This window comes from Sediminispirochaeta bajacaliforniensis DSM 16054 (assembly GCF_000378205.1).
Lineage (GTDB): Bacteria > Spirochaetota > Spirochaetia > DSM-16054 > Sediminispirochaetaceae > Sediminispirochaeta > Sediminispirochaeta bajacaliforniensis.
The window spans coordinates 335,346-358,307 of the sequence record NZ_KB899406.1; the positions used below are offsets into that span (position 1 = coordinate 335,346).

The 22,962-nt window shown below is 50.2% G+C and carries 22 protein-coding genes; 9 read left to right on the forward strand and 13 right to left on the reverse strand.

What is annotated here, in order from left to right; all coding sequences use genetic code 11:
- Positions 1-180: 180 nt before the first annotated feature.
- From F459_RS0101540 to F459_RS0101585, 8 genes are all read left to right on the forward strand, one after another.
- Positions 181-1,227 carry a TRAP transporter substrate-binding protein gene (locus F459_RS0101540; RefSeq protein WP_020610974.1) on the forward strand — a complete coding sequence of 349 codons (1,047 nt, stop codon included), beginning with the start codon at positions 181-183 and terminating at the stop codon, positions 1,225-1,227.
- Positions 1,228-1,450: 223 nt separating this feature from the next.
- Positions 1,451-2,203 (forward strand): SDR family NAD(P)-dependent oxidoreductase, encoded by a 753-nt coding sequence (locus tag F459_RS0101550; protein ID WP_020610976.1) that lies wholly within the window; start codon positions 1,451-1,453, stop codon positions 2,201-2,203.
- Between the two features lie 73 nt (positions 2,204-2,276).
- The gene (locus F459_RS0101555; protein WP_020610977.1) at positions 2,277-3,008 is read left to right on the forward strand and encodes a GntR family transcriptional regulator; all 732 of its coding nucleotides are present in this window, start codon (positions 2,277-2,279) and stop codon (positions 3,006-3,008) included.
- Positions 3,009-3,173: 165 nt separating this feature from the next.
- Entirely contained in the window at positions 3,174-4,064 is an 891-nt protein-coding gene (locus F459_RS0101560) for a transketolase (RefSeq protein ID WP_020610978.1), read from the forward strand.
- Positions 4,061-5,005, forward strand: coding sequence for a transketolase family protein (locus F459_RS0101565; protein ID WP_020610979.1), 945 nt, complete (start codon positions 4,061-4,063; stop codon positions 5,003-5,005). Before F459_RS0101560 ends, F459_RS0101565 begins: the two co-directional genes overlap by 4 nt.
- A 4-nt stretch (positions 5,006-5,009) precedes the next feature.
- Complete coding sequence (locus F459_RS0101570; protein WP_020610980.1) at positions 5,010-6,290, forward strand: iron-containing alcohol dehydrogenase; 1,281 nt, start codon at positions 5,010-5,012, stop codon at positions 6,288-6,290.
- Positions 6,291-6,458: 168 nt separating this feature from the next.
- Positions 6,459-7,982 carry a sugar ABC transporter ATP-binding protein gene (locus tag F459_RS0101580; RefSeq protein WP_020610982.1) on the forward strand — a complete coding sequence of 508 codons (1,524 nt, stop codon included), beginning with the start codon at positions 6,459-6,461 and terminating at the stop codon, positions 7,980-7,982.
- Between the two features lie 17 nt (positions 7,983-7,999).
- Positions 8,000-8,968, forward strand: a complete 969-nt coding sequence (locus F459_RS0101585) for an ABC transporter permease (RefSeq protein WP_020610983.1) — start codon at positions 8,000-8,002, stop codon at positions 8,966-8,968.
- Between the two features lie 368 nt (positions 8,969-9,336).
- On the opposite strand, the gene F459_RS0101590 is transcribed toward F459_RS0101585, so the two are convergent.
- From F459_RS0101590 to F459_RS0101600, 3 genes are all read right to left on the reverse strand, one after another.
- Complete coding sequence (locus F459_RS0101590) at positions 9,337-10,011, reverse strand: cyclase family protein (RefSeq protein WP_020610984.1); 675 nt, start codon at positions 10,009-10,011, stop codon at positions 9,337-9,339.
- Positions 10,004-10,981, reverse strand: coding sequence for a substrate-binding domain-containing protein (locus F459_RS0101595; RefSeq protein WP_020610985.1), 978 nt, complete (start codon positions 10,979-10,981; stop codon positions 10,004-10,006). The genes F459_RS0101590 and F459_RS0101595 overlap by 8 nt, the downstream gene beginning before the upstream one ends.
- A 634-nt stretch (positions 10,982-11,615) precedes the next feature.
- Positions 11,616-12,359 carry an acyl-[acyl-carrier-protein] thioesterase gene (locus F459_RS0101600; RefSeq protein ID WP_033301063.1) on the reverse strand — a complete coding sequence of 248 codons (744 nt, stop codon included), beginning with the start codon at positions 12,357-12,359 and terminating at the stop codon, positions 11,616-11,618.
- Positions 12,360-12,562: 203 nt separating this feature from the next.
- Here F459_RS0101600 and F459_RS0101605 point away from each other — a divergent pair, with 203 nt between their 5' ends.
- Entirely contained in the window at positions 12,563-14,077 is a 1,515-nt protein-coding gene (locus F459_RS0101605) for a dipeptidase (RefSeq protein ID WP_020610987.1), read from the forward strand.
- 136 nt (positions 14,078-14,213) lie between these two features.
- Here the strand turns inward: F459_RS0101605 and F459_RS0101610 are convergent, their stop codons facing one another.
- The 10 genes from F459_RS0101610 to F459_RS0101655 all read right to left on the reverse strand — a co-directional run bounded on the left by F459_RS0101610 (position 14,214) and on the right by F459_RS0101655 (position 22,946).
- Complete coding sequence (locus F459_RS0101610; RefSeq protein WP_020610988.1) at positions 14,214-15,335, reverse strand: aldo/keto reductase; 1,122 nt, start codon at positions 15,333-15,335, stop codon at positions 14,214-14,216.
- Between the two features lie 150 nt (positions 15,336-15,485).
- A complete protein-coding gene (locus F459_RS0101615) occupies positions 15,486-16,268 on the reverse strand; it encodes an amino acid ABC transporter ATP-binding protein (protein WP_020610989.1) in 783 nt (260 codons plus the stop codon).
- Positions 16,261-16,902 carry an amino acid ABC transporter permease gene (locus F459_RS0101620; protein WP_020610990.1) on the reverse strand — a complete coding sequence of 214 codons (642 nt, stop codon included), beginning with the start codon at positions 16,900-16,902 and terminating at the stop codon, positions 16,261-16,263. The genes F459_RS0101615 and F459_RS0101620 overlap by 8 nt, the downstream gene beginning before the upstream one ends.
- Positions 16,903-16,914: 12 nt before the next feature.
- Entirely contained in the window at positions 16,915-17,715 is an 801-nt protein-coding gene (locus tag F459_RS0101625) for an amino acid ABC transporter substrate-binding protein (RefSeq protein ID WP_020610991.1), read from the reverse strand.
- A gap of 386 nt (positions 17,716-18,101) precedes the next feature.
- Entirely contained in the window at positions 18,102-18,569 is a 468-nt protein-coding gene (gene ybaK / locus F459_RS0101630; RefSeq protein WP_020610992.1) for a Cys-tRNA(Pro) deacylase, read from the reverse strand.
- 53 nt (positions 18,570-18,622) lie between these two features.
- Positions 18,623-19,228, reverse strand: coding sequence for a LysE family translocator (locus tag F459_RS0101635; RefSeq protein WP_020610993.1), 606 nt, complete (start codon positions 19,226-19,228; stop codon positions 18,623-18,625).
- A 37-nt stretch (positions 19,229-19,265) separates the two neighbouring features.
- On the reverse strand, positions 19,266-19,886 hold the full coding sequence (locus tag F459_RS0101640; protein ID WP_020610994.1) for a LysE family translocator: 621 nt from the start codon (positions 19,884-19,886) through the stop codon (positions 19,266-19,268).
- A 27-nt stretch (positions 19,887-19,913) separates the two neighbouring features.
- The gene (locus F459_RS0101645; protein WP_020610995.1) at positions 19,914-20,714 is read right to left on the reverse strand and encodes an amino acid ABC transporter ATP-binding protein; all 801 of its coding nucleotides are present in this window, start codon (positions 20,712-20,714) and stop codon (positions 19,914-19,916) included.
- Positions 20,711-21,784 carry an amino acid ABC transporter permease gene (locus F459_RS0101650; RefSeq protein WP_020610996.1) on the reverse strand — a complete coding sequence of 358 codons (1,074 nt, stop codon included), beginning with the start codon at positions 21,782-21,784 and terminating at the stop codon, positions 20,711-20,713. The genes F459_RS0101645 and F459_RS0101650 overlap by 4 nt, the downstream gene beginning before the upstream one ends.
- Positions 21,777-22,946, reverse strand: a complete 1,170-nt coding sequence (locus F459_RS0101655; protein WP_020610997.1) for an amino acid ABC transporter permease — start codon at positions 22,944-22,946, stop codon at positions 21,777-21,779. The genes F459_RS0101650 and F459_RS0101655 overlap by 8 nt, the downstream gene beginning before the upstream one ends.
- Positions 22,947-22,962: the final 16 nt, after the last annotated feature.

Sequence of the window (22,962 nt, forward strand, 5' to 3'; positions counted from 1 at the left end):
GCCGCTCATAAACCAGTAAAGATGTGGTAACGAGCATGTTTTCGGTATGATTCAGCTGATTGACTTCTGCAACAAAACATGCAGGGTATCGGCGAAATCTCAAACGTGTATTCAAAATCATGCTTGACATATGAAATACCGGTGTTAATATATCATATATTAAAATGAAAGGAGCAAGACATGAGGAAGCTTATTATGGTGTTTGCGATGGCTGTGATGGCGGCGACGCTGGGGTTCGCCAACGGGCAGGCGGAGCAAGGCCTGGGGGGCGGGGATCCTCACCAGGCGGCGGTGACGATGAAGATCGAGCACAACCTGCCCACCACGCAGGCGTGGCAGGACGGGTTCACCTATATAAAGGACGAGATGGGGATGCTGTACCCCAACCTGGACTGCACAATCTACCCCAACGGACAGCTGGCGAAGGGGGATTGGAAGATCATCTTCGAGCAGGCGCAAAGCAACGTGGTGCAAATAACCTGCGAGAGTCAGGTGACGCTGGCAACGCTGGTGCCGCAGCTGTTTGCGTTGTCCACGCCGTTCTTGTTTGATGACATGGACCACTTGCTGCGGTTCATGGACACCAATCCCGACTACGTGCAGGGGTGGTTCGACCAGTTGGAGGAGAAGAACCTGAAGGTACTCACCTACTGGCCTCGGGGGCCGCGGCAGCTGGTGAACTCCAGGCGCCCGGTGGTGGTGCCGGAGGACATCCGCGGGCTGAAGTTCCGGGTTCCGGCGATGGACCTGTTCATCACGACGTTCAACGCGATGGGGGCTAAGCCGGTGCCGATGCCATCCGGGGAGATTTACACGGGTATCCAGCTGGGGACGGTGTGCGGGGAGGACAACTCGCTGCAGACGGTGTGCAACACGAAGACCTATGAGCAGTGTAGGTACATGAACGTGTGGAACTACATGGCCGACGGGGTGCTGGTGGTGGTGAACAAGAACTGGTACGACGGCCTGCCGGAGGGCTTCAGAGCTGATCTGGACCGGGTGGCGAAGGAGTCTACGCAGGTGATGCTCGGGCTGGTGAAGGAGCGAGAGGTGTCGGCCCGGCGGACAATGGAGACTTACGGGATCCAGTTCACAGACTTCACTGCGGAGATGAAGGAGCCGTGGAAGGCGAAGATGGGTCCGGTGTACGCGTCGGTGGAGAAGCTGATAGGCAGCCAGGCCTGGGCCAAGCTGCAGGCAGGAGCCGATGCGACCAGGGAGAAGTGAATCAGCATGGTGACGGGCCTGGGGGCTCTCCCCCGTACATCATCAGAAAAATTCATGCTGCCGCCTGTAATCCCGGGCGGCTTTTCTTTGTTTACCGGGTCTGTTTCCATATGTTTGAAAATTGAAATTGACATCTTCCGTTTTTGGTAGTACGGTTTAAATATAATATATGAGATTTTGAAATATAAATTTAATATATTAAATAAACAAAAAGGAAATGAAGATGGAAGGCTTGAACGGCATGTGTGCGATCATCACCGGATCTGCACAGGGAATGGGAAAAGGCATCGCATTGGGGCTGGCGCGTCGTGGTGTCAATGTAGCCCTCTGCGATCTGAAATGGGCGGAACTGCAAGAAACCGGTGACCAGATAAAGACAGAAACCGGAGTGCATGTCCTTTGCAGGAAGGTTGATATCTCAAAGCAGGAGGAAGTCGAGAATTTCGTCAAGGAAGCGGAGACGGAATTCGGCAGGATCGATATTTTGGTGAATAATGCCGGAATCCATCCCCTCAAACCGATCGAGCAGATCAGCAGCGAGGAATGGGATCTCGTCTTCGCCGTCAACGTAAAGAGCGATTTCTTCTTTGCAAAGGCTGTATTGCCCGGGATGCGCAAAAGAAAATTCGGCCGCATCATCTGCATCTCCTCTGAAGCCGGTAAAAACGGAGGTACGGTCGCCGCACTTCACTATGCTGCTTCCAAGGGCGCTGTCCTGGGCTTCGTGAGGAACCTTGCCCAGCAGGTCGGTGCCGATGGAATCACTGTCAACGCCATTGCTCCTGGGCGGATCATGACTGCGATGAGCGGTGCTGTTTCACCTAAGGAGAACCGGAAGTTCATCGATATGAGCATAACCAAAAGTCTGGGTAAACCGGAGGATATAGCCTATGCCGTATGTTACCTGGCCAGTCGTGAAGCATCGTTCGTGACGGCGGAGACAATGGCAGTGAACGGGGGTACCCTGAGGGATTGAGTGGAAGGAAGTCCCTGCGGTCCAGGCGAACCGCAGAAGTTCATTCCATGGGAAGCAAAAGGAGGAACTGTCCGTGGCCAACAGTACGGTAAGCAAGATTACGTTTAGCGATCAGGCAACCCAGATCATCAAGGACCGCATCATATCCTTGGAATTCAAGCCGGGTACCCGTTTGATCGTCGAAACATTGTCCAAGGAGATCAACGTTAGCATGACTCCCATCAGGGAGGGGCTGAGGTCGCTTGTATATCAGGGATTGGTGGAATATGACGGTAAAAGTTATTCTGTCTTCAATCCCGATGCCAAGGAAGTGATGAATATCTGCGATGTTAGGAGCACCCTGGAGTGTTTGTCGTTCCGCTTGGCTTCGAAGCATATGAGCGATCGGGAGATCCAGTCTTTGATCGTCCGTTATGCCAAGCTCAACGCGGCTACGGACGCAATGATGTCAAGGCAGTTCATCGCCGGGGACCTCCTGATCCATGATACCGTACGGGAACATACGGGGAACGCACGTCTGCAGGAGTTGCTACTGCCCTTGCAGCTGCAGTATTGGTTGATCCGAAGCTGGATATTCAAAAAAGAGTATTCTTCCGTGGTGATACAGCGGACAAACGAGGAACACAAGAACATATTGGAAGCCCTGAAGCATCGTGATGAGGAGAGCCTTGTAAAATTGGTGAAGGTCCATATGCAGCGGGGAAGGGATTTTACACTGATGAGCCTGGACCGTTTTCTTGACCATGGCAATGAGACGATCTCCAGTCGTTTCAGGGCAATGGAGGAGTCTTCTGTTCAGCCGTAGCACGGATGGGTGAGGAAATTTTTTTGCCGGGCTTTATAAAATATTAAATATAGTATTCGACAATAGTATATTTAATATTTGACAATAGTACTGTTTGAGGTTAGCATCTTATATATGATATATGAGACCATATCAAAATACAGTTTGAGAAGGAGTAGAGTATAAATGGGAAGTAAAATCAAGGAGCTGCTTGCAGATCCCAATCGTAGATTTTCCCCCGCGGAACTTGCTGCCTTGGCCGCCTGGTTTCGGATGGAAATGTTTGATGTGCTTCATCAACGGGGCACAGGTCACTGGGGAGGATCAGCCTCCAGCGCGGAATTGACAACTGCATTGTATTTCAACCGAATGAACATCAGGCCTGATAAACCTGATTGGGAGGATCGGGATCGATTTGTCCTGAGCAAAGGACATGCTTCCGTGAATCTATATACCGTGCTTGCCAGCAGAGGATATTTTCCTATCGAGGAACTGCCTGCGTTCAGGACTCTCGGTTCCCGGCTCCAGGGGCACCCCTGCATGGCCAAGCTGTGTGGAGTCGACATGTCCACAGGAGCTTTGGGACATGGAATCTCGGTCGGTCTCGGCATGGCCTTGGCGGCACAGTTGAGTGGCAGGAAGTATTGGACGTATGTGATGACCGGAGAAGGCTGCCTTGATGAAGGCCAGAGTTGGGAGGCCTTGTTGATGGCCGCAAAATACCGGCCGGAGCGCTTTGTCCTGATGGTCGACTACAACAAGGTTCAGCTTGACGGTACCCAGGATGAAATATTGCCGCTTGGACCGCTTGTGGACAAGTTCAGGGCTTTCGGCTGGAACGTATGTCCCCTCAGCCTGGACGGGAATGATACCGTGGACATCTGCAGGTCCTTCGACTGGTTGGACAGCGATGAAATATGGCCCAAAGTCGTCATATATGACACGGTCAAGGGCAAAGGAGTCTCCTTTTCCGAAGGCAAGAACACCTGGCATGGTGCTAAGATAACCGATGAAGCCTTTGAAAAGGGTAAGCCGGAACTAATGGAAGACATAAGGAAGAAGGAGGCTGTGCTATGAACTTGGCTATGAGAGATGCTTTCGGCAGGAAGCTGGAAAGCCTGGGGGCGACCCACCCTGAATTGGTGGTATTGGATGCAGATGTCTCGTCTTCAACGAAGAGTACCTATTTTGCCAAGGCCTTTCCCAATCGTTTTTTCAACTGTGGTGTCGCGGAAGGGAACCTTTGCGGAGTCGCATCCGGCCTTGCTGCATCGGGATATCATCCTGTCGTCAATGCCTTTGCGATTTTCCTGGCACTCAAGGGAGCCGATCAGATAAGGAACGACGCCTGCTACAACAAGCTGCCGATCATATATGCCGGAGCCTATGGTGGTCTGTCTGATTCCTTCGACGGTGCGAGCCATCAATCCATCACGGACATTGCCATCATGCGGGCGTTCCCCAACATGGAGGTGATAGTCCCTAGTGATGCGACCCAGGCTGGACAGGCCCTTGAGTATGCATTGGGTGTACAGGGGCCCGTATACATACGGCTCAACCGAAACGAGATGCCGGACCTTCCCGTATCCGATGACTTCGAGACAGGAAAGGTGATCCGGATCCGTTCAGGTTCGGATGTCACGATCGCTGCGAACGGAATCACGGCATCTTTTGCCAATGAGGCTGCAGGTTTGCTTGCGTCAAGGGGCATTGAAGCCGAAGTCCTTTCCGTGCCGTTCGTAAAGCCGTTGGATGCCAAGGGACTTGAAGAAAGCGTCGCCAGGACAGGCCGGCTGATCACCGTGGAGGAGCACAACCTCATGGGTGGCTTCTATGGTGCTGTATGCGAGAAGTTTGCCCGTGACGGGGTCTGCTGCGACATGGATGCCGTCGGCCTCGAGGATGTCTTCACGGAAACCGGTGACTATATCGATCTGCTTGCAAAGTACGGGATCAGCGCCGAGGCCATTGCCTCGAAGGCAGAAAAGCTGATCGGCAGGCATGAAGAAAGGAGATGATGAAATGGATTACAAGAAAAAAGCGTATGAACTGCTCAAGGAGTGGAAAGGTGACGACTATATCTTCGGGCTGGGTGTGCTGGATCAGGTAGGGCGGATCGCTTTAGACTATGGCAAGACGGCCTTGGTCGTCTGCAACCAGACCTATATGATGCCCGTTCTGGAACGTGTCCTCGGATACCTGAATGCTTCCGGGGTCAAGCTTGCAGGAGAGTCTGTGGCTCCCGATGCAAAGCCCAATGCTCCGAGAGAAGATGTCTATCGGTTGGTGACCTATATCCTCCAGTACAAGCCTGACTCGATCATCGCCGTTGGCGGTGGATCGACGATCGATGCCTGCAAATGCGCAAGCGCCCTTGCGACGTTCGGAGCTTCGGTGACTCCCGAGGTCGATCATTACTTCGGAACCGGAATCGTGACCGAGGGACTATCAAATACAGGCAAGCAGCTCGTTCCGGTCATCGCCGTGCAGACCTCCGCTTCGTCGGGAGCCCACCTGACCAAGTATTCGAACATAACCGATCCCGTAGCCGGTCAGAAGAAGCTCATCGTAGATCCTGCCATTGTGCCTGCCACCAGCATCTTTGACTATGAAGTGACGGCGACGATGCCGATCAAGGTTACCATTGACGGAGCCCTGGATGCCATAGCTCATACCTTCGAGGTGTATTGTGGTGCAAAGGGCGACAAGCTGGAACTATGTCGGGATCTGGCGGTCACGGCGATTTCCTTGTGTGCGGAGAATGCAAGAACCTTGGTTAAAGATCCGAAGAACCTCGAGGCGAGGGAAGCCATCGGACTTGCCACCGACCTGGGTGGCTATGCAATCATGGTAGGAGGTACCAGCGGAGCCCATCTTACAAGCTTTTCATTGGTCGATATCGTCGGGCATGGTACTGCTTGCGGCATCATGAATCCTTACTATGCTGTATTCTACTCCAAGGCCATCCAGCCTCAGCTGAAGGTCGTAGGTGATATATTCAGGACATATGGCTATGCCGATGCTTCCATCGGTACCCTTGAAGGTCGGGCTTTGGCGGAAGCCGTCGCACGGGCAATGATCGCCTATGGAAAGAGCATCGATGCCCCGACGAAGCTCGATGAGCTGGATGGGTTCGGAGAGAAGCACATCCAGAGGGCCTTGAAAGCCGCAAAAGATCCCCAGCTTAAGATGAAACTGCAGAATATGCCGGTACCGATGACCGCGGATGATGTCGATTCATACATGGAGCCGATCCTACGTGCAGCTGTCGGCGGTGATCTTTCCATCATCAAGGAAATGTAGTCAGCGATGGCCATACCGGGCGGTGGAACCTACCGCCCGGTATGGCGGCATGTTGTTCTATGGAAAGGGAAGCAGACAACCCCCGGCGATCGTCTGCTTCCCTTTCCGTTCCGTCGTGGCCTTTGGGACATCGGATTTCTCTGCCCTTGATAAGAAAGGAGGTTTTTCATGGAAAAGGTAATATTGGAAGCCCTTGGGATTTCCAAGCTGTTCTCCGGCGTAGTCGCATTGCAGGATGTCAATTTTACCCTCATGGAAGGCGACGTGCACGCCTTGATGGGAGAAAACGGCGCCGGTAAGTCGACCCTTTCGAAGATAATCGCAGGAATTCTTAGAAGCAACGGGGGCAAGTTGTCGGTCAGAGGTGAGGAATGTAGCTTTTGCTCAACCATCGAAGCCAGGTGGAAAGGGATAGCCATCGTGACTCAAGAATTCAGCTTGTTGCCTGATTTCTCGATCGCCGAAAACATCTTCATCACCAACCCTGCATACTATAAACATGCTTTCCTCAAGAACCGTTCGAAGATGTTGAAGGATACCGTCGCCTTGCTGAAACTATTCAACATGCAGAATTCTCTCAAGCCGTATACAAAGGTAAATACGCTGTCTGTCGCCCAGTGTCAGGTCATCGAGATACTGAAGGCTGTTTCCTCCGGTGCAGAAATCATCATACTCGACGAGCCTACGGCTTCATTGTCCAGCAAGGAAATCGACCAATTGTTCGAATTGATCCTGACCTTGAAAGGACGGGGTATGTCCTTCATCATCGTATCGCATAAGATACAAGAAATCTATGCGATATCGGATCGCATCACCGTACTGCGCGACGGTCGCGGGATACTGGATGGTGTAAGGACCTGTGAACTTGGACAGAAGGAGTTGATCAAGGCTATGGTCGGCAGGGAGGTCAATGATCTGTATGGTTCCGGTCTACGGCGCCGTTGTCAAGATGTCAACTTCCAGTCCAGCGAAATCGTGTTTGAAGCGAAAGATGTCTCGGCTGCCGGAGGTCGGGTCCGTCATGCATCCTTCAAACTGTGCAAAGGCCAGATCGTTGGTTTTTCCGGACTGATAGGGGCAGGACGGTCCGAGTTCATGCGGAGTATCTTCGGTGCGGACAGACGTATTTCAGGAGAAGTGTTCCTTCATGGGAAGAAACTTGATCGGGTTTCCATCAGGAAGATGATGTGTTCCGGAATTGCCTATGTATCGGAGGACCGGAAGCAGGAAGGATTAGTTCAGAACATGAATGTAGTTAGGAACATCAATCTTGCTAAACTCGTCTGCACGCCTGGTTTCCTGCTAAACAGGAAGCGGGAAGATGAGGATTGTTCCCAGATGATCAGGAAATTCAACATCAAGGTTCCTGGATTCGATGCCCTGGTGAAGACCCTTTCAGGAGGAAACCAGCAGAAGGTCCTGCTGGGAAAATGGATGCTCATCGATCCGGAAGTTCTTATCGTCGATGAACCTACCAGGGGCATCGATATAGGAGCCAAGGCCGATATCTATGCGATTCTACGTGAGTTGGCGGGACAGGGAATTTCCATCGTCATGATTTCTTCTGAAATTCCGGAGATCCTCGGAATATGTGATTATGTCTATATCATGCGTGAGGGACGGCTGACCGGTGCATTCCCCGTTGAGGAACTGGACGAAGAAAAGATCGGATATTATTCGACGTTAGGTTAGAAAAGGAGAATTTTATTATGCTGGTGTCAAGAATTCGCAGCAGCAGGTTGGGGCAGGAATACAAATCAGAGTTGACAATGTTTTTTATTTTCATTGTTTTCTTTATTGCCATGAGCTTTGCCTCGCCTTATTTCTTTACGAAAAACAATATACTTAATGTGATGAGTCAGGTTTCGGTAAACTCCATGTTGGCGATAGGCATGACGATCGTCATCATTACAGCTGGAATCGACTTGTCGGTCGGGGCGATTCTTGGATTATCCGGCATGGTCGGTGGAATGGTGCTGATGAACACCCACAACATCATGCTTGGCGTCTTAGTCATCCTATGTATTTCCGTGGTGGTCGGTGTCGTTAATGGTTTTTTGATCGGATACCTCAGTATGCCGGCATTCATCGTTACATTGGGGATCATGGAGATCTGCAGGAGCCTGGATTATGTGATATCCGATGCCAATACGGCTTCTAAGTTTCCTTCCGGCTTTGCTTTCCTGGGCAAGAGTAAGGTGTTCGGCAGCCTGCCCTTTTATGTCATCTTCATCATCGTGATGTTTCTGTTTTTCTCATGGTTGCTGTCAAGGACCAAGTTCGGTCGTTTCCTCTATGCGATCGGTTCCAATGCAGAGGCTGCTAGACTTACGGGTATAAACATCAAGTTCAACGTCATGATGGCCTATGTGGTTTCCGGATTAATGTGCGGGTTCGGCGCTTGGATGATGACTTCTCGCCTGATGGCATGCGACCCGACCTATGGGGTAGGTAATGAAATGGATGCAATCGCCGCCGCGGTCATAGGCGGGACTTCCATGAGCGGCGGAAAAGGAACCATGGCTGGAACCTTCATCGGTGTTCTGCTTGTCGGTTTCCTGCGCAATGCACTCAATATCTTGGGCGTCAATCCTTTTTGGCAGGGAACGGTAATAGGTACTGTGATAATCGTGGCTGTTATGGCTGAGCAACTTTCCAAGTTGAATCATCGCAGCTGATCATTCCCCGTTGACGGGTGTTTTCCTTTGAGGTTCCGGCGTGCGTATATGCCGGAACTTTTTGTCAGGGTTGTATAACCTTATGGCGTTTCTGGGGAATCATTAGTGGCACGACCGGTGCCTCACGGCTTCGCAGTGAATGCAAAAAGCAGAAACAATGCTTTGCTTGTAGGTAAGCCGTTGCGAAAATCCCAACAAAAATGTCATCTAATGTCATTTGGTGACATTTTTGTTGAGAAATATTGGTAAGCTAAGCTCTTGAGGCTGTACATGAAAACGTCCCCCTGCAGGGGGGGGCGTTTGGATATATTATTCCGATTCGTCGGATAAGCCCATGGGCTTGTGCTGTGAATGCGAGAGAGGGATCCTCAGATGATACCTACTGCCCGTACCGGAGCTCCGGAGAAATGCCGCCATTTCAGCGGAAGAGCCATGAAGAAACAACTTTCGGCTTCCATCAATTCGTCCGGGAAATATATTTCTTCCACCGCCCATATATCATGGGAGAGCAACACTTCATGTGCGGGCCGGCCTGTGCCTTCATACCATCCGCCGATACTCATGCAATCTATGCCGACTCCCTTGATGTGCTTGGCGACGAACAATTCGGAAATTTCTGCCGTCAAATAAGGCCAGTCATGGTGGTAGATTTCTTCGAATCCCCGCATATGGGACCATCCGGTGTTGATCAAGATGATGTCATCCTTACTAATGTTCCCAATGTAGCGTTCAATATGCGAAGGTGATATTCCTTCTTTCAGCTTGATGGCCCCCCTCAGGTCGACGAGCAGTGCATGTCCCATGAAATTCCCGATAGGAATTTCATCGATTGTTCTTCCGGAGGGGAAAAAGTGGAACGGGGCATCCATGTGTGTGCCCGTATGACTATTCAGACGGATCTGTTCTGCCTGGAATCCGTCCTTCTCGTGCTCTGCTTCCAGCCTTACGATCGTTGGTTCATATGTCGGCCAGCCGGGGCAATGGTCGTATACCGGCTGGGACATATCAAAGCATTTTCTGTCGTCTAAGTTGATGTCATTCATCTGTCAAGGCGACTTCTTTGAGCGTTGTATAGATCGACCCGATGTTGTCTTGGGTCACCAGCAGGGTGTTCATCTTAATTTCTTTTTCAACTGTTTCTCCTTGTAGGATCTTGTCGATGCAATCGGCGGCCTTGCGTCCCATGAGCACAGGTTGTTGAGCGGCCGTTGCAAGCATGCGTCCGTCTTGGATCGCTTCTACGACATCAGGAGAACAGTCGAATCCTACGACCATTACGTCTGTACGACCTGCGGATTCCAGGGCCGAGCAACATCCCATCGAAGGATCTTCCGAGTGGCAGAAAATTGCCTTGAGTTCGGGATGGGCTGTGATGAGGTCCTGCGTATAGGTTTCACCTTCCTGTCTGTTGACCTTCTCCATCTGTTTGAAGCCAACGTCGACGGCACCGACCGTTGCGATTCCTTCGTTGAATCCTTCCTTTCTCAATACTCCGTTGATCCTTGCTTGGTTCAAGGCTATTTGGGCCACTTCATCTCCTTTCTTCAGTTTCATAGCTACGTATTCGCCCAATTCCTTTGCTCCGGCCTTGTTGTTCGTCGAGATGAAGGCTGCATAGGTTCCTCCATCGGTGCCGATATCGCAAATAACCACGGGAATCCCTGCATCTTCAGCTAATTCTAGTACATTTGTACATGATGCGCTGTCGGTCGGTGATACGATAATTGCATCCACTTGCTTCGTGATGGCATCCTGGACGTTCGAGGACTGCGTGTTTGCGCTGTTCTTTGAATCATAAGTCACTACAGAAGAATTCGCATTGAGTATCTTGACCTCGGATTCGATGCCATGTCGTATATATCGCCAGAACGGTACGTCTAGTGATGGAGTGATATAGGCGACGTTGTATCCACCGACCTTTGTTCCGCCGACTGTCACTTCCTGCTGCCCGTTTGCAAAGAGACTTGCTCCAAGGATGAGTCCCATGCTGATGAGACACGTAACCTTTTTCATAGAAACCTCCAATGTTTAACGATTATATATAATATTTTAACACTGGTATACTAAATGTCAAGTTGTTTTGTGAAGACCAGTCGTACACGCGAACCGGTTGACAACTGCATTGACCGCATTGTATTGACGCAATACCGAGGTAAATGGTGCTGTGGGATCCGTAAATGTGGGAAGAACTGGCGCAGCATCTGAGTCGTCAGCCTAGTTACTATCGTGATGGATCGAATTGTCTGTGGTTTATTGAATAATGTCGCCTGCATTTCCATAGACTTTTACGAAACAGATTCGAATAGGTCATGAGACTTCATCAAAAGGCTCACTCATGCGTAAGCATATGTCACAATATTTCCCTTAAGAGCCAAGCTGTACAATGATACTGAGGCCAGATCCTTTCACTTCTCTTGATCAAAATTTTCTAAATACTTCGTTTCTATATGTTATGTTACAGTCTCTGATACAATTCTAAAATCATCAGGCAAGAAAATATACGCGTTATGCTTGTTGTTAGATACTATCAGTAGTGTTGCTTAGTGGTGCAGGATGTTCTCTATTGCAAAAAAGACAGGCGCTACAGATGAAAGTAGCGCCGTCAGGTATCAATAACAGTGGATTACAAAGAGGATATCCTTAGCGTTTAATCACTTTTCCGTCCTATCCGGGCTGAGAACGAGGGGGTACCGTCTTCAAGATAGCCGTAAACCGATGAATCCGATTCGGTATCGTATCGCCGAAGTAATACCTTGTCGCCATACGATGCCGCCTGCAGATAGTTAATGGCAAAGTGAAGCTTCCCGCTTATGGTGATCTCTTCGGGGGTATAACAATCCAGAAACCAGCGGACATAGCGGGTGTTGTTTACATGGTTGTTCTGATCGAGATCTGAATAACGCGCTGTGACCTCCATCTCTTGCGTACTGTCGTTGTCGATTTCCGAAATTTTAGGTGCCGTTTCCCCTACGGCAAGTCCAAGGCCATCCAAAGAGAGATCGGCGAATATCGTCTGAGGCCGTATCGGACGCATGGTATCCAATTTTAGCAGCAGCCAGGAGCTTGTCGCGCGGGCGCAGACCGTTCCCTCTTCCGATTCAAGAATATAATCACGTATGGCAAAGGGGCCCTGCGGCTGTTTGGGCCAAGTGCTTACTTTTAATTGGTCCCGATGCTTCGGAAATGTATCGATTTCGAGAAGTAAGCGGGAAAGCACCCACATCAGATTTTCCTGTTTACTGTATGTTTCTCCAAATTCCAGTTCCTCTGCATTAAGGAGTGCGGCTTCCTGAAAGAGCGCGAAGAAGGAAGGAAGGGACAATACTCCCCTTGCATCGGTTTCGCTGTACATCACGGTATGTTCTGTTGTGTATCTTGATACTTGTTTCATCGATTCCTCGTTAATCACTATTTGCTCCATCCTAAAAAAAGATGGGGTTCATTGCAAGGTCCTCATCCTGTGTGTTGGAATAGGACACCCCAAAAGGAGCAGAGTAGTCTATTTCCTGCTGGTAGAAACTTTAATAACATCCTCATTATGGTCTATTTACGGGGGCGAAAATGAGGTGTTTACTTTAAAGAAAGGAGGCAAGAATGAAAAAGAAAGGTGCTTGGATGCTTCTGTTTTTCGGACTCTGTCTTGTTATCGGAACCCTGCAGGTCGGGCCTGTTTCGGCTTGCTCAACCCTGCTTGCCGGAAAAGACGCGACGAAAGACGGATCTGTGCTGTTGGGACATAATGAGGACAATGGTGGGGTTTGCAATACCTTACAGTGGCGGGTTCCCCGGCAGTACCATAGCAAAGGTGAGGTTGTTCATCTAAAACGCGGGGGAACCTTAGCTCAGGTGGAAATGACCTATGCCTATATATGGTCGGAAAATGTAGGTCTTGAATGGAGTGATGGCGGGATAAATGAGTTTGGGGTAACGGTCGGAAGTAATTGGGCAGGTTCTCGTGTTCAGCCTGAGGATGCGGAATTAACCGACGGCGGTATCGGGTACATGCTTAGGCACCTCATACTTCAACGGGCAGGATCGGCTCGCGAGGGTGTTGAGATAGCGACACAACTTGTCAGTCGGTTCGGTTATGCACATCCCGGCCGTTCTTATCAGATTGCCGATCCCCAGGAAGCTTGGGTCCTCCATATCATACGGGGAAAGCACTTTGTTGCGGAACGGGTACCGGATGATGAGGTGTATTTTATTCCAAATGTGTATGTTATTCATGATGTCGATTTTGACGACCATGAAAATTTTATTGTCTCACCGGGATTAAAAGAGTATGCGATAGCCCACGGGTGGTACGAGCCGAGCGATACCTTTGATTTTGCAAAGATCTTTGCGGATCAGGAAAGCCTGGTGGCCAATTCCAATACCTATCGCCAACGTGGCGCTCAATTTTTGTTGACCGGTAAGGAGCCTGTCTTTTTGGAAGGGGAATGGAAGCTTCCCTTTGCGGTTAAGCCGAATAGGAAGATAGGGGTTGAGGATGTGGCTCAAATTTTGCGGTATCATTATGAGGGTTCGTCGCTCTCTTCAAACGAAGGATACCAGGATGGAAGTCCCCATGGAACTGGTGAACGAAAGATTTGCGTTTCCAGCACAAACACCTCGTTTATTGCTCAGTTGCGGGACGGGATGCCCAGAGAGATCGGTTGTATTTATTGGCTGGCAACGGGTTCTCCCTGTACCTCCGTTTATGTCCCCTGGTATTTGGGCATGACGACACTTCCCGAACAGTGGCATATGGCGAAGGAAACTCCCTTCAACACCCAACGTTCTTTTCTCGATTATCATTTTGAGCCGACGGAATATCGGCTTCGATTCAATACCGATTCCGCCTATTACACCTTTTGTGCCCTCGAATACCTGATTGAGAGCAACTATAAGGAAGAAATCGGCGAGGTACAAAAAAACTGGAAAGCAATGGAGGCTCGAGAATTTGCTTTGCAACCCGAGATCGAAGCGACGATGTTACGCCTGTTTGACACGGATAAAGAACTGGCTATGGAGTATGTGACGCAATACTCGACCTTCGTCTCTTTGGAAGCCTTGAGTAAGGCCCATGTGATGCTAAATAATGTGCAGACAAAGTATATGACACATTAGGATAGTGCTCAGGTAAGACGAGGGCCCCCTTTCCATATAAGAAAGGGGGCCCTCGTTAAAGCTCTATTTATGCTATCATGATACGGATTTAGCATTGAGAACAAGACCCGATACTACCGGAAACCATGGCTTTCTTTTACACCTCTAATAACGTTCCGGCTTTTTTCAACTCCGCTATGATCGAAATGTGCTGGGGGCACGCCTCTTCGCACTGACCGCATTCGATGCACTCTGATGACTTTCCCCCATCCCTGGTTTCCCACATGTAGCTTCCCTTTGCTCCCTCCAGGTTTTTGTAGACCAGATAGGTGTTCATGGCACGAAAGATTTGCGGAATCACAATATCCTGAGGGCAACCCTCCATACAGTAACGGCAATCGGTACAGGGTATACTTGGGATGCTTTCCAACACTTCTTGTACCGTGGTGACGGCCCTTCTCTCCTCGGGGGAAAGAGGCTGAAAGGATTCCATAGACGATAGGTTGTCCTCCATCTGATCAATGGCGGACATACCGCTGAGAACGGTTATCAGGCCGTCCAGGGATGCGGCGTAGCGAATCGCCCAGGATGAGAGCGATACCTTGGGATTTGCTTTCCCGAAAACCGATGCGGCCGATTCCGGAAGCGTTGCCAGCGATCCGCCCTTTACCGGTTCCATGATGATAATCGGTTTATTGTGCTTTCGTGCAACCTCATAGCATTTGCGTGATTCGATCGAGGGACTTTTCCAATCCGCATAGTTAATCTGAAGCTGCACAAATTCCATATCCGGATGTTTTTTCAGCACTTCGTCCAGTACGGCGGCTTTGTCGTGAAAGGAAAAACCGAGATGCTTGATACGTCCTTTATTCTTCTGTTCGGCAAGGAAGTCCCATATTCCGTAGTCGTCGAAGACCTGTGTCCTCTTGTCCCCCAGATTATGAAGGAGGTAGAAGTCAAAATAGCCTGCGCCCGTTCGTTCCAGTGAGGTCCAAAACATATTTTGGGCTTCCTCAGCATTCTTCGCTCCGGCCCAGGCCGGGAGCTTTGTCGCAAGCTGAAACCGCTCCCGCGGATATCGGTCAACCAGAGCCTCTTTTGCAGCCTCTTCCGATTTGCCGTTCAGATAACCGTATGCCGTATCGAAATAGGTAAAGCCTCTCTCCAGAAATAGATCGACCATCTGTTTTGTTTGCTCGATGTCGACTTCTTCTCCGATCATGGGCAGCCGCATCAGGCCAAACCCGAGTTTTGGAATTGTTTCTCCTATATATGCCATTTATTCATTATAGGGGGTTCCCGTTTGATAATCCATAACGATTTTTTGTCAAAAAGCGAGCCAGGAGGTGAAAGTGTGCAGGATTTTATGTGTAATGTCTCTGCATTGATACGTGCTCGGAATCCTGGTGGTGACGGTGACCTGGATAGTTTATTGAGCCGCTTCTTCCTGCAGAATTTTTCGTAGGAATGCTTTGATTCGGGGATGGTCGGGATTGGAAAATAGCTTTTCCGGGTCCGCATCCTCGATGATTTGTCCCTGATCCATAAAGACGACCCGGTCGCATACGTCACGGGCAAAGCCCATCTCGTGGGTTACCACCAGCATGGTCATATCTTCGTTCGCAAGCTGCCGCAGGACCGACAAGACCTCTCCCACAAGTTCGGGGTCAAGGGCGCTGGTCGGCTCGTCGCAAAGAAGAACATCCGGCCTCATCGCAAGGGCCCTTGCGATGGCTACCCGTTGTTTCTGCCCTCCCGAAAGGCGATTGGGATACGCATCGGCCTTGTCCTCAAGTCCTACTTTCGAAAGCAGTTCACGGGCGTAAGGCTCGATCTCACTCCTTCGCATTTTGTTTACCATCATGGGGGCCTCAATGAGGTTTCCCAGTACCGACTTGTGGGGAAAGAGGTTGAAGTGCTGAAAGACCATGCCGAGCTTTTTCAAACCCCGTCGTACTTGACGTTCGGGAAGTCTGATACGCTGACCATTCCCATCGGAAGAGATGATCACATCATCCTCGATGGCGATTTCACCGGAATCGATGACTTCCAGTTGATTGATACAGCGCAGCAGGGTACTTTTTCCCGATCCGGAAGGCCCGATGATCGAGATCACTTCACCTTTTTTTACCTGAAGCGAGACGTCCCGCACCGCTGCAAGTTCTCCGAAGTATTTGGAAACCGAGCGAATATTGAGATACAAATCAGTCATAGTAGGCCATCCGTCGTTCCAGGTAGCGGAAAAATCGTATCACCACCGACGTCATAAGCAGATAAAGAATAGCCGCCACTGCAAAGGGCGTCAGGGAGAAGTCTCTGGTAAAGATCTCCTTTGCCGAGCGCAGCAATTCTCCCATTCCGATAACCACAACCAGGGCGGTATCCTTGACCAGGGTGATTGCCTCGTTGGTGGTAGGCGGCAGTACCACGCGAACGGCCTGGGGAAGAATGATTCGCCGCATCGTCTGCCAGTAATTCATATTCAGAGCCTTGGCCGCCTCATACTGGCCTGAATCTATGCTTTCGATTCCCCCCCGAAATATTTCCATAAAGTAGGCCCCGTAGTTGAGTACGAATGTGAGGCTTGCAGCGAGAAAAGGGCTTAGGGAAATACCGAAGATGGTCAGACCGTAGTAGAAGAAAAAAAGCTGTAATAATAACGGTGTGCCCCGAAATATCCAGCCGTAAAAACCTAAAACACGATCAAGGGCTTTGGGGCCCGATACCCTTCCCAGAGCACAAAATATTGCCAGGGGCAGTGCAAAAAGCAGGGTAACGACATACAACTGCAGGGTCAGAATACACCCCTGCAGAAGATGAGTCGTTACCTGAAGGATATAATCCAAGTTTCAGAACCCTTACTGCTTTACGATGGCTTCGCCGAACCACTTTCGAGAGATCTCATCGGCGCTGCCGTCGGCTTTCATCTCATCAAGCACCTTGTCGAGTTCCTGTTTCAACTTGACATCGCTCTTTCTGATGCCGACACCGTAGGTCTCCGAACCGAAATCATCGCTAATGACTTCATAGATTCCAGGCTTCTTGCTGATGTAGTAACGCCCGACAATCTCATCCACGATAACAGCATCGGTGCGACCGGCTGCAAGGTCGAGAAGCGCTTCCACATTATTGGAGTATTTTTTCACATCACCTAAGCTTGCCGCAACCTCTGCATCGTTGTTGAGGGCAACTTCACTGGAAGACCCCATCTGAAGTCCCACAACTTTGCCGGCAAGGTCGGATTTTTCTTTAATAGCCGAACCCTTCGGAACGACGATAATCTGGCGATTGTCGAGGTAGGGCTTGGAAAAGTTGATCTTTTCCATTCTGCTTTCGGTAATTGACATACCGTTCCACACTACATCGATATCACCCTTGTTGAGGCTCAGGATAACCCCGTCCCAGTCCACAGGCTTGAACTCTGCCTTTACCCCAAGGCGCTTTGCAGCCTCTTTTGCAAGATCGATATCGAAGCCTACAATTTCATTGGATTCGTCGCGAAATCCCATGGGTGGAAAACTGTCGTCAAGACCGACGACAAGCACACCCTTGGCGCGAATTGCATCGATATCGGATGACGATTCTTTGGCTCCTCCGGCAAAGAGAAGGGCACCGGAGCTGATCAGCAGTATTAGTGATAACCAGAAGATTCGTTTCATGAAAGACTCCTATTGGTACTGGGCTATCTGATGTACTTGTTTATACACCTTTCCCATGGCTGGGGGCAAGAGGCGCAAGCAGACGATTGTGGCGTGATTGGGTAATTCCATAAAAATCGGCTCCTGACGGAGAGGCCGCCGGGAGCCGACTAATAAATCACAACCGGTGAGAGAGAAAAAAAATAAGCATTGAGACCCCTACCGCAGGGCCCACGTGTCGAATTGGTTCCATCGTGTACAATCTCCTTTTTCCAGAATCTGGTCTGAAAAAAGGATAGCGGCCTCTTACTTCGGAAGGTAGTCGACCATTGGTATGATTTTGCGGAAATTGGGAACTATTTTGTCTTAATAGGTAATACTATAGCGCTCTTGTCCAGATGGATCCATCACACAAGATCGGCGACCTCTGCTGAGGCAGCCCGGATCAGGTCCCCCGGGGCTATGTTCACCTGAAGACCTCTCGTCCCCGCACTGACATAAATCGTCTCATACAAGGTACAACTTTCATCGATAAAGGTCGGGTAGTGCTTTTTCATGCCAATCGGGGAGCAGCCTCCCCGGATATAGCCGGTGAGCTGCTTTATCTCTTTTACCGGGATAAGATCCGCCTTCTTCGATCCGGATACCTGCGCCGCTTTCTTCAGATCCAACTCGCAGGAGCCTGGAATAACGCATACGAAGATATCACCGGAAGAACTGCGCAGAACAAGTGTTTTAAAGACCCTGTCGATATCAAGACCGGCCTTGTCTGCGGCTGCCTTGGCACTCAGGTTCTCCTCGTCGACCTCGTAGCTTTGGAGTGCATAGTTGATTCCATGGCTTTCCAGCAGGCGCATGGCATTTGTTTTTTCCATCATGCTGATCCTTCTTTTCTGTTGTAACGGAAAACGGAGTGACGGAAAAGTGGCTATGAATGGCTGTGTACCAATAACTTTGCTCCCAGAAGGATAAATATTAATCCGCTTGTCTTTTGGAGGTAGTTTCCCCATGTTGGGCTCCTACGCAGACCTGCGGAAATCCTGGATGCGGCACAGGCAAGGGCGAGGCACCAAAGGGTCCCGGTGAAGAGGAAGGTCATCCCAAGCAGGAGAAAGCCGCCTATCCCATGGGCAGTATGGGGATCGATGAATTGGGGCAGGAAGGAGAGAAAAAAGAGCACAACCTTCGGGTTAAGCAGGTTGGTGAGAAGACCTTGCCGATAAAGCCTGAAGGCAGTTCCCCGCTGTTCCTTTTTTTCAGGAATGGTGAGGGACATGGTGGATCTGGAGACAATGATCCGAGTGCCGAGAAAAAGCAGGTAGAGCGCACCGCAATAGCTCACGATGGAGAAGGCCACTGCGGATTGGGCCAGAATGGCTGAGAGGCCCAGGGCTGCAAAGCTTGTGTGGACCAGGATGCCGCTGGAGATCCCCAGGGTCGAATAAAAGCCCGCCTTCCTTCCCTGGGCGATGCTTCGAGTCAAAATGTAGATGGTGTCCGAGCCGGGAATCAAATTCAAAATGATTCCCGACATAATGAACTCCGGATAGTGCACAATGCCTAACATGATCTTACCGACTTACCGTTTTTGCCACCAGGAGCGTTCCTGCCGCGGCCATGAAACCTCCCGCCGATGCATTGAGCAGCCGCATGCTCCGCGGCCCCCTGAAGAAGCTTCGGATATAATCCGCAAGCTTTGCGTAGAGCAGCATAACCGTACCGAGAATCGTCATCACAAGGGCAGAGATGATGAGGCCGTCGGAAAATCCCAGTGCTTCAAGGTCGAGGAAGGTGGGGAGAAAGCCGCAGTAAAAAACAACGACCTTGGGATTCGAGAGGGTAAGGAAAAGGCCGCTGAGGTAGGTTGAATGGCCCGTGCTGCCGTTACCCTCACGTATTTCTTCTTGCTCTTTTTGCACGATGGCTTTCACACCGATGAAGATCATATACAGTCCGCCGACGATCCGTATTAGGGTAAACAGCGGGGAGATGCTGCGGGCGATAAAGCTCAGTCCGAAGATTGCAAAGGTAAGATAGAAAAGATCGCCGGTAACGATTCCGGCGATCATAACGATGCTGCTTTTAAATCCGGCCCGTAGCGATTGACTTACCACGGCCAAGACTCCGGGGCCGGGGGTGGCCGTTAAGATAAACATCGCGAGGGCGAAGCCGAGAATACTCATCAGTGTCATAATCTATAGCTCCTTATTCTGCCACATTTACGAAATTGCATGGATCTGCTTGAGGAATTTGCGGGTGCGCCCGTTTTCGGGTTCTGAAAAAAACTTTTCCGGCACCTGACGTTCCACAATCTTCCCCTCATCCATAAAAATGACATGATCTGCAACCCTCCTGGCAAATCCCATTTCATGGGTGACACAGAGCATGGTCATACCCTCTTCCGCCAGGGTGACCATGACATCTAGTACCTCATTCACCATTTCCGGGTCAAGAGCCGATGTCGGTTCGTCAAAAAGCATGATTTTCGGCTGCATGCAAAGGCTTCGGGCAATGGCCGCCCGCTGCTGCTGCCCTCCCGAGAGCTGCGCGGGGAATTTATGGGCGTGCTCGGCGATATTGACCCGCTTAAGGTACTTCCAGGCGATCTTTTCTGCATCACGCTGAGACATCTTTCTGATCCAGATCGGTGCGAGGGTCAGGTTTTGCAGGATGCTAAGGTGAGGGAAGAGATTAAAGCTCTGGAATACCATTCCCACCTCCTGTCTGATACGCGAAACATTCTTCGTGTCGTCGGTAAGTTCATGGCCCATTACATTGATTGATCCCCTCTGATGTTTTTCAAGGCGATTGATACACCTGATCAGGGTCGATTTCCCCGATCCCGAGGGGCCGCAAATGACGATCTTCTCTCCTTTATCGACATTGAGATCGATATCCACCAGCACATGGAACTCATCAAACCACTTGTTCAGTTGTTTTATGGCGATGATTCGCTCGTGGCTTGACGCATGTGGAGCCGGAGCGATGGGGGCTTCCGCCGTCATTACTGCCTGTTTCATGTTGTTCCTCCTACTTCAGGTAAGGTGTGTACTTTTTCTTCTATGCGATTGGTAATCCGCGATATGGTGAAGCAGATAATCCAGTAGATAAGTCCCGCAAAGAGATATCCTTCGGGTTCCATACCGAGCCAATTGCTGTCGCTGGCCAGGGGACTGACCATGCCAAGCAGATCGAACATGCCGATAATAAGGACAAGGGTGGTATCCTTCAGAAAGGAAATGGAAATTCCGCCGATGTTTGCAACGGTGACCTTGAGCACCTGGGGAAGGATGATGAGGTACTGCTGCAAACTGAAACCGAAGCCGAGAGAGTCGGAGGCTTCATACTGTCCCTTGGAAATGGACTGCAGTCCGCCCCGTATAACCTCGGCCAGATATGCGGACTGAAAACAGGTCATGCCGATTACGACCCTGATGATTTTATCGATGGATATCTGAGGTGGCAGAAAAAAGGGAACAACCACCGACGCCATGAAGAGGATCGTTATCAAAGGGATTCCCCTGAAAAATTCAATGTACGCTACACTAAGGCCCCTGATGACGGGCTTGGGGCTCCTTCGTCCAAGGGCAAGGGCTATGCCGATAGGAAAGGAGTAGAGAAGTCCCAGGGCGGAAAGGATCAGGGTGAGGGTGAGGCCTCCCCAGTCGTTCGTAGAAACCTTTTCCAGACCGGCCCCTCCGGAGAGAAAAAAGATGATGACAATCGGCCAGATAAGCATGTGGGAGGCGAAGACCAACACCTTGTGGCGTATCTTCTTCATGAAATAGGGGATGAAGGAGAGTGCCATGATCAGGAAGGTGATGATGATTCTCCATATCTGTTCCTTTGGGTAGAAGCCGAAGATGAAAAAACGGAGTTTTGCCCTGATAAATGCCCATGTCGATCCGTTTTTGACGGCCACCTCCCGGTTTTCTCCGCTCCATACCGCATTGATAAAGGCCCACTGGATCAGCCATATGCCGAGCCGTGCGGCAAGGTAGAGTATTACCAGAGACAAAACAATATTGAAGGGTGAATTAAAATAATCCCGCTTTATGGCCTTAAGCAGATTTTTTATCTTGTCATTCAAGGGGGACCTCCTCTTTTTCCAACAGCTCTCCCTTTTTGTTGATGATTGAACGATTGTACCAATTCATCAGCAGTGAGGTTACGAGACTTATGGAGAGATAGGTAAGCATGACCAGGGACATCACCTCCAGGGCCCGTCCCGTCTGATTAAGGGTTGTACCGGCAAAGACCGATGTAAGATCCGGGTAGGCGACCGCCATCCCGAGCGATGTGTTCTTGATAAGATTCAGATACTGGTTTGTGACCGGCGGTATCATTGTTCGCATCGCCTGGGGGATGATAATGAGCTGGAGCCTCCTGTATCGATTAAAGCCGAGGCTCTTTGCCGCTTCCAGCTGCCCCTTGGGGACCGCTATGATGGAACTCCTGACAGCCTCGGAGATGTAGGTCGAGGTGTATGTTCCCAGGGCAACCACCACGGAAAAAAGCTCCGGCCTGATTGTCGTTCCGCTCGAGAATTTGAACTTGGTGATTTCCGGAAGCACGATCTGAAACGGTTTGGCAATGGCTGTGAAAAGGACCAGAGCCAGGATGATCGCCAGCTGGAGCGGCCATAGTTTTTTGTGTACTCCCCGAAGGACCATCTTCTTTTTTACATATCCAATGTAGAAGATTGCGACAATGGAGACGAAAAAAAGAATCCTGAAGCTCGTAGCGCTTGTTTGAGGGATAAAAGAGGGTATGGTGATGCCCCGCACATTTATGTAGAGCCAGTCGCCCAGCTTGAACGATTCTTTGAAGGGGGGCAGGACATTAAGAAAGACGACCTGGTACCAAAAAAGGACATGTAGCAGCGGCGGAATATTCCGAAGCGTTTCGACGTAGAAGACCGCAACATTATGTATCAGTTTGTTTTTTGATAAGCGCATCAGCCCGATCAGAAAGCCGAGGAGGGTAGCCAGCACAATGCCGATTATCGAGGCTACCAGGGTGTTAAGCAGGCCTATAACGAAGGTCCTGCCGAAGGTATCCGATTCGGTGTAGGAAATCAGGGTTTGACTGATGGAAAAACCGGCGGTTTCACGCATGAAGCCGAATCCGATGCCGATATTCCTGCTGGTAATATTCCGGATGTAGTTATATCCGAAAAAGGTGAAGATCGCTATCAGGACTATAATGATCGCCGTCTGTATTGTTATGCTTCGTGTTTTTGTTCTGTTCATACGAATACCAATTCAT

Coding starts and splice junctions, on each gene's coding strand:
- F459_RS0101540 (WP_020610974.1), top strand. CDS start 181: ATGAGGAAGCTTATTATGGTGTTTGCGATGGCTGTGATGGCGGCGACG.
- F459_RS0101550 (WP_020610976.1), top strand. CDS start 1,451: ATGGAAGGCTTGAACGGCATGTGTGCGATCATCACCGGATCTGCACAG.
- F459_RS0101560 (WP_020610978.1), top strand. CDS start 3,174: ATGGGAAGTAAAATCAAGGAGCTGCTTGCAGATCCCAATCGTAGATTT.
- F459_RS0101565 (WP_020610979.1), top strand. CDS start 4,061: ATGAACTTGGCTATGAGAGATGCTTTCGGCAGGAAGCTGGAAAGCCTG.
- F459_RS0101570 (WP_020610980.1), top strand. CDS start 5,010: ATGGATTACAAGAAAAAAGCGTATGAACTGCTCAAGGAGTGGAAAGGT.
- F459_RS0101580 (WP_020610982.1), top strand. CDS start 6,459: ATGGAAAAGGTAATATTGGAAGCCCTTGGGATTTCCAAGCTGTTCTCC.
- F459_RS0101585 (WP_020610983.1), top strand. CDS start 8,000: ATGCTGGTGTCAAGAATTCGCAGCAGCAGGTTGGGGCAGGAATACAAA.
- F459_RS0101590 (WP_020610984.1), bottom strand. CDS start 10,011: ATGAATGACATCAACTTAGACGACAGAAAATGCTTTGATATGTCCCAG.
- F459_RS0101595 (WP_020610985.1), bottom strand. CDS start 10,981: ATGAAAAAGGTTACGTGTCTCATCAGCATGGGACTCATCCTTGGAGCA.
- F459_RS0101600 (WP_033301063.1), bottom strand. CDS start 12,359: ATGAAACAAGTATCAAGATACACAACAGAACATACCGTGATGTACAGC.
- F459_RS0101605 (WP_020610987.1), top strand. CDS start 12,563: ATGAAAAAGAAAGGTGCTTGGATGCTTCTGTTTTTCGGACTCTGTCTT.
- F459_RS0101610 (WP_020610988.1), bottom strand. CDS start 15,335: ATGGCATATATAGGAGAAACAATTCCAAAACTCGGGTTTGGCCTGATG.
- F459_RS0101615 (WP_020610989.1), bottom strand. CDS start 16,268: ATGACTGATTTGTATCTCAATATTCGCTCGGTTTCCAAATACTTCGGA.
- F459_RS0101625 (WP_020610991.1), bottom strand. CDS start 17,715: ATGAAACGAATCTTCTGGTTATCACTAATACTGCTGATCAGCTCCGGT.
- ybaK (WP_020610992.1), bottom strand. CDS start 18,569: ATGGAAAAAACAAATGCCATGCGCCTGCTGGAAAGCCATGGAATCAAC.
- F459_RS0101635 (WP_020610993.1), bottom strand. CDS start 19,228: ATGTCGGGAATCATTTTGAATTTGATTCCCGGCTCGGACACCATCTAC.
- F459_RS0101640 (WP_020610994.1), bottom strand. CDS start 19,886: ATGACACTGATGAGTATTCTCGGCTTCGCCCTCGCGATGTTTATCTTA.
- F459_RS0101645 (WP_020610995.1), bottom strand. CDS start 20,714: ATGAAACAGGCAGTAATGACGGCGGAAGCCCCCATCGCTCCGGCTCCA.
- F459_RS0101655 (WP_020610997.1), bottom strand. CDS start 22,946: ATGAACAGAACAAAAACACGAAGCATAACAATACAGACGGCGATCATT.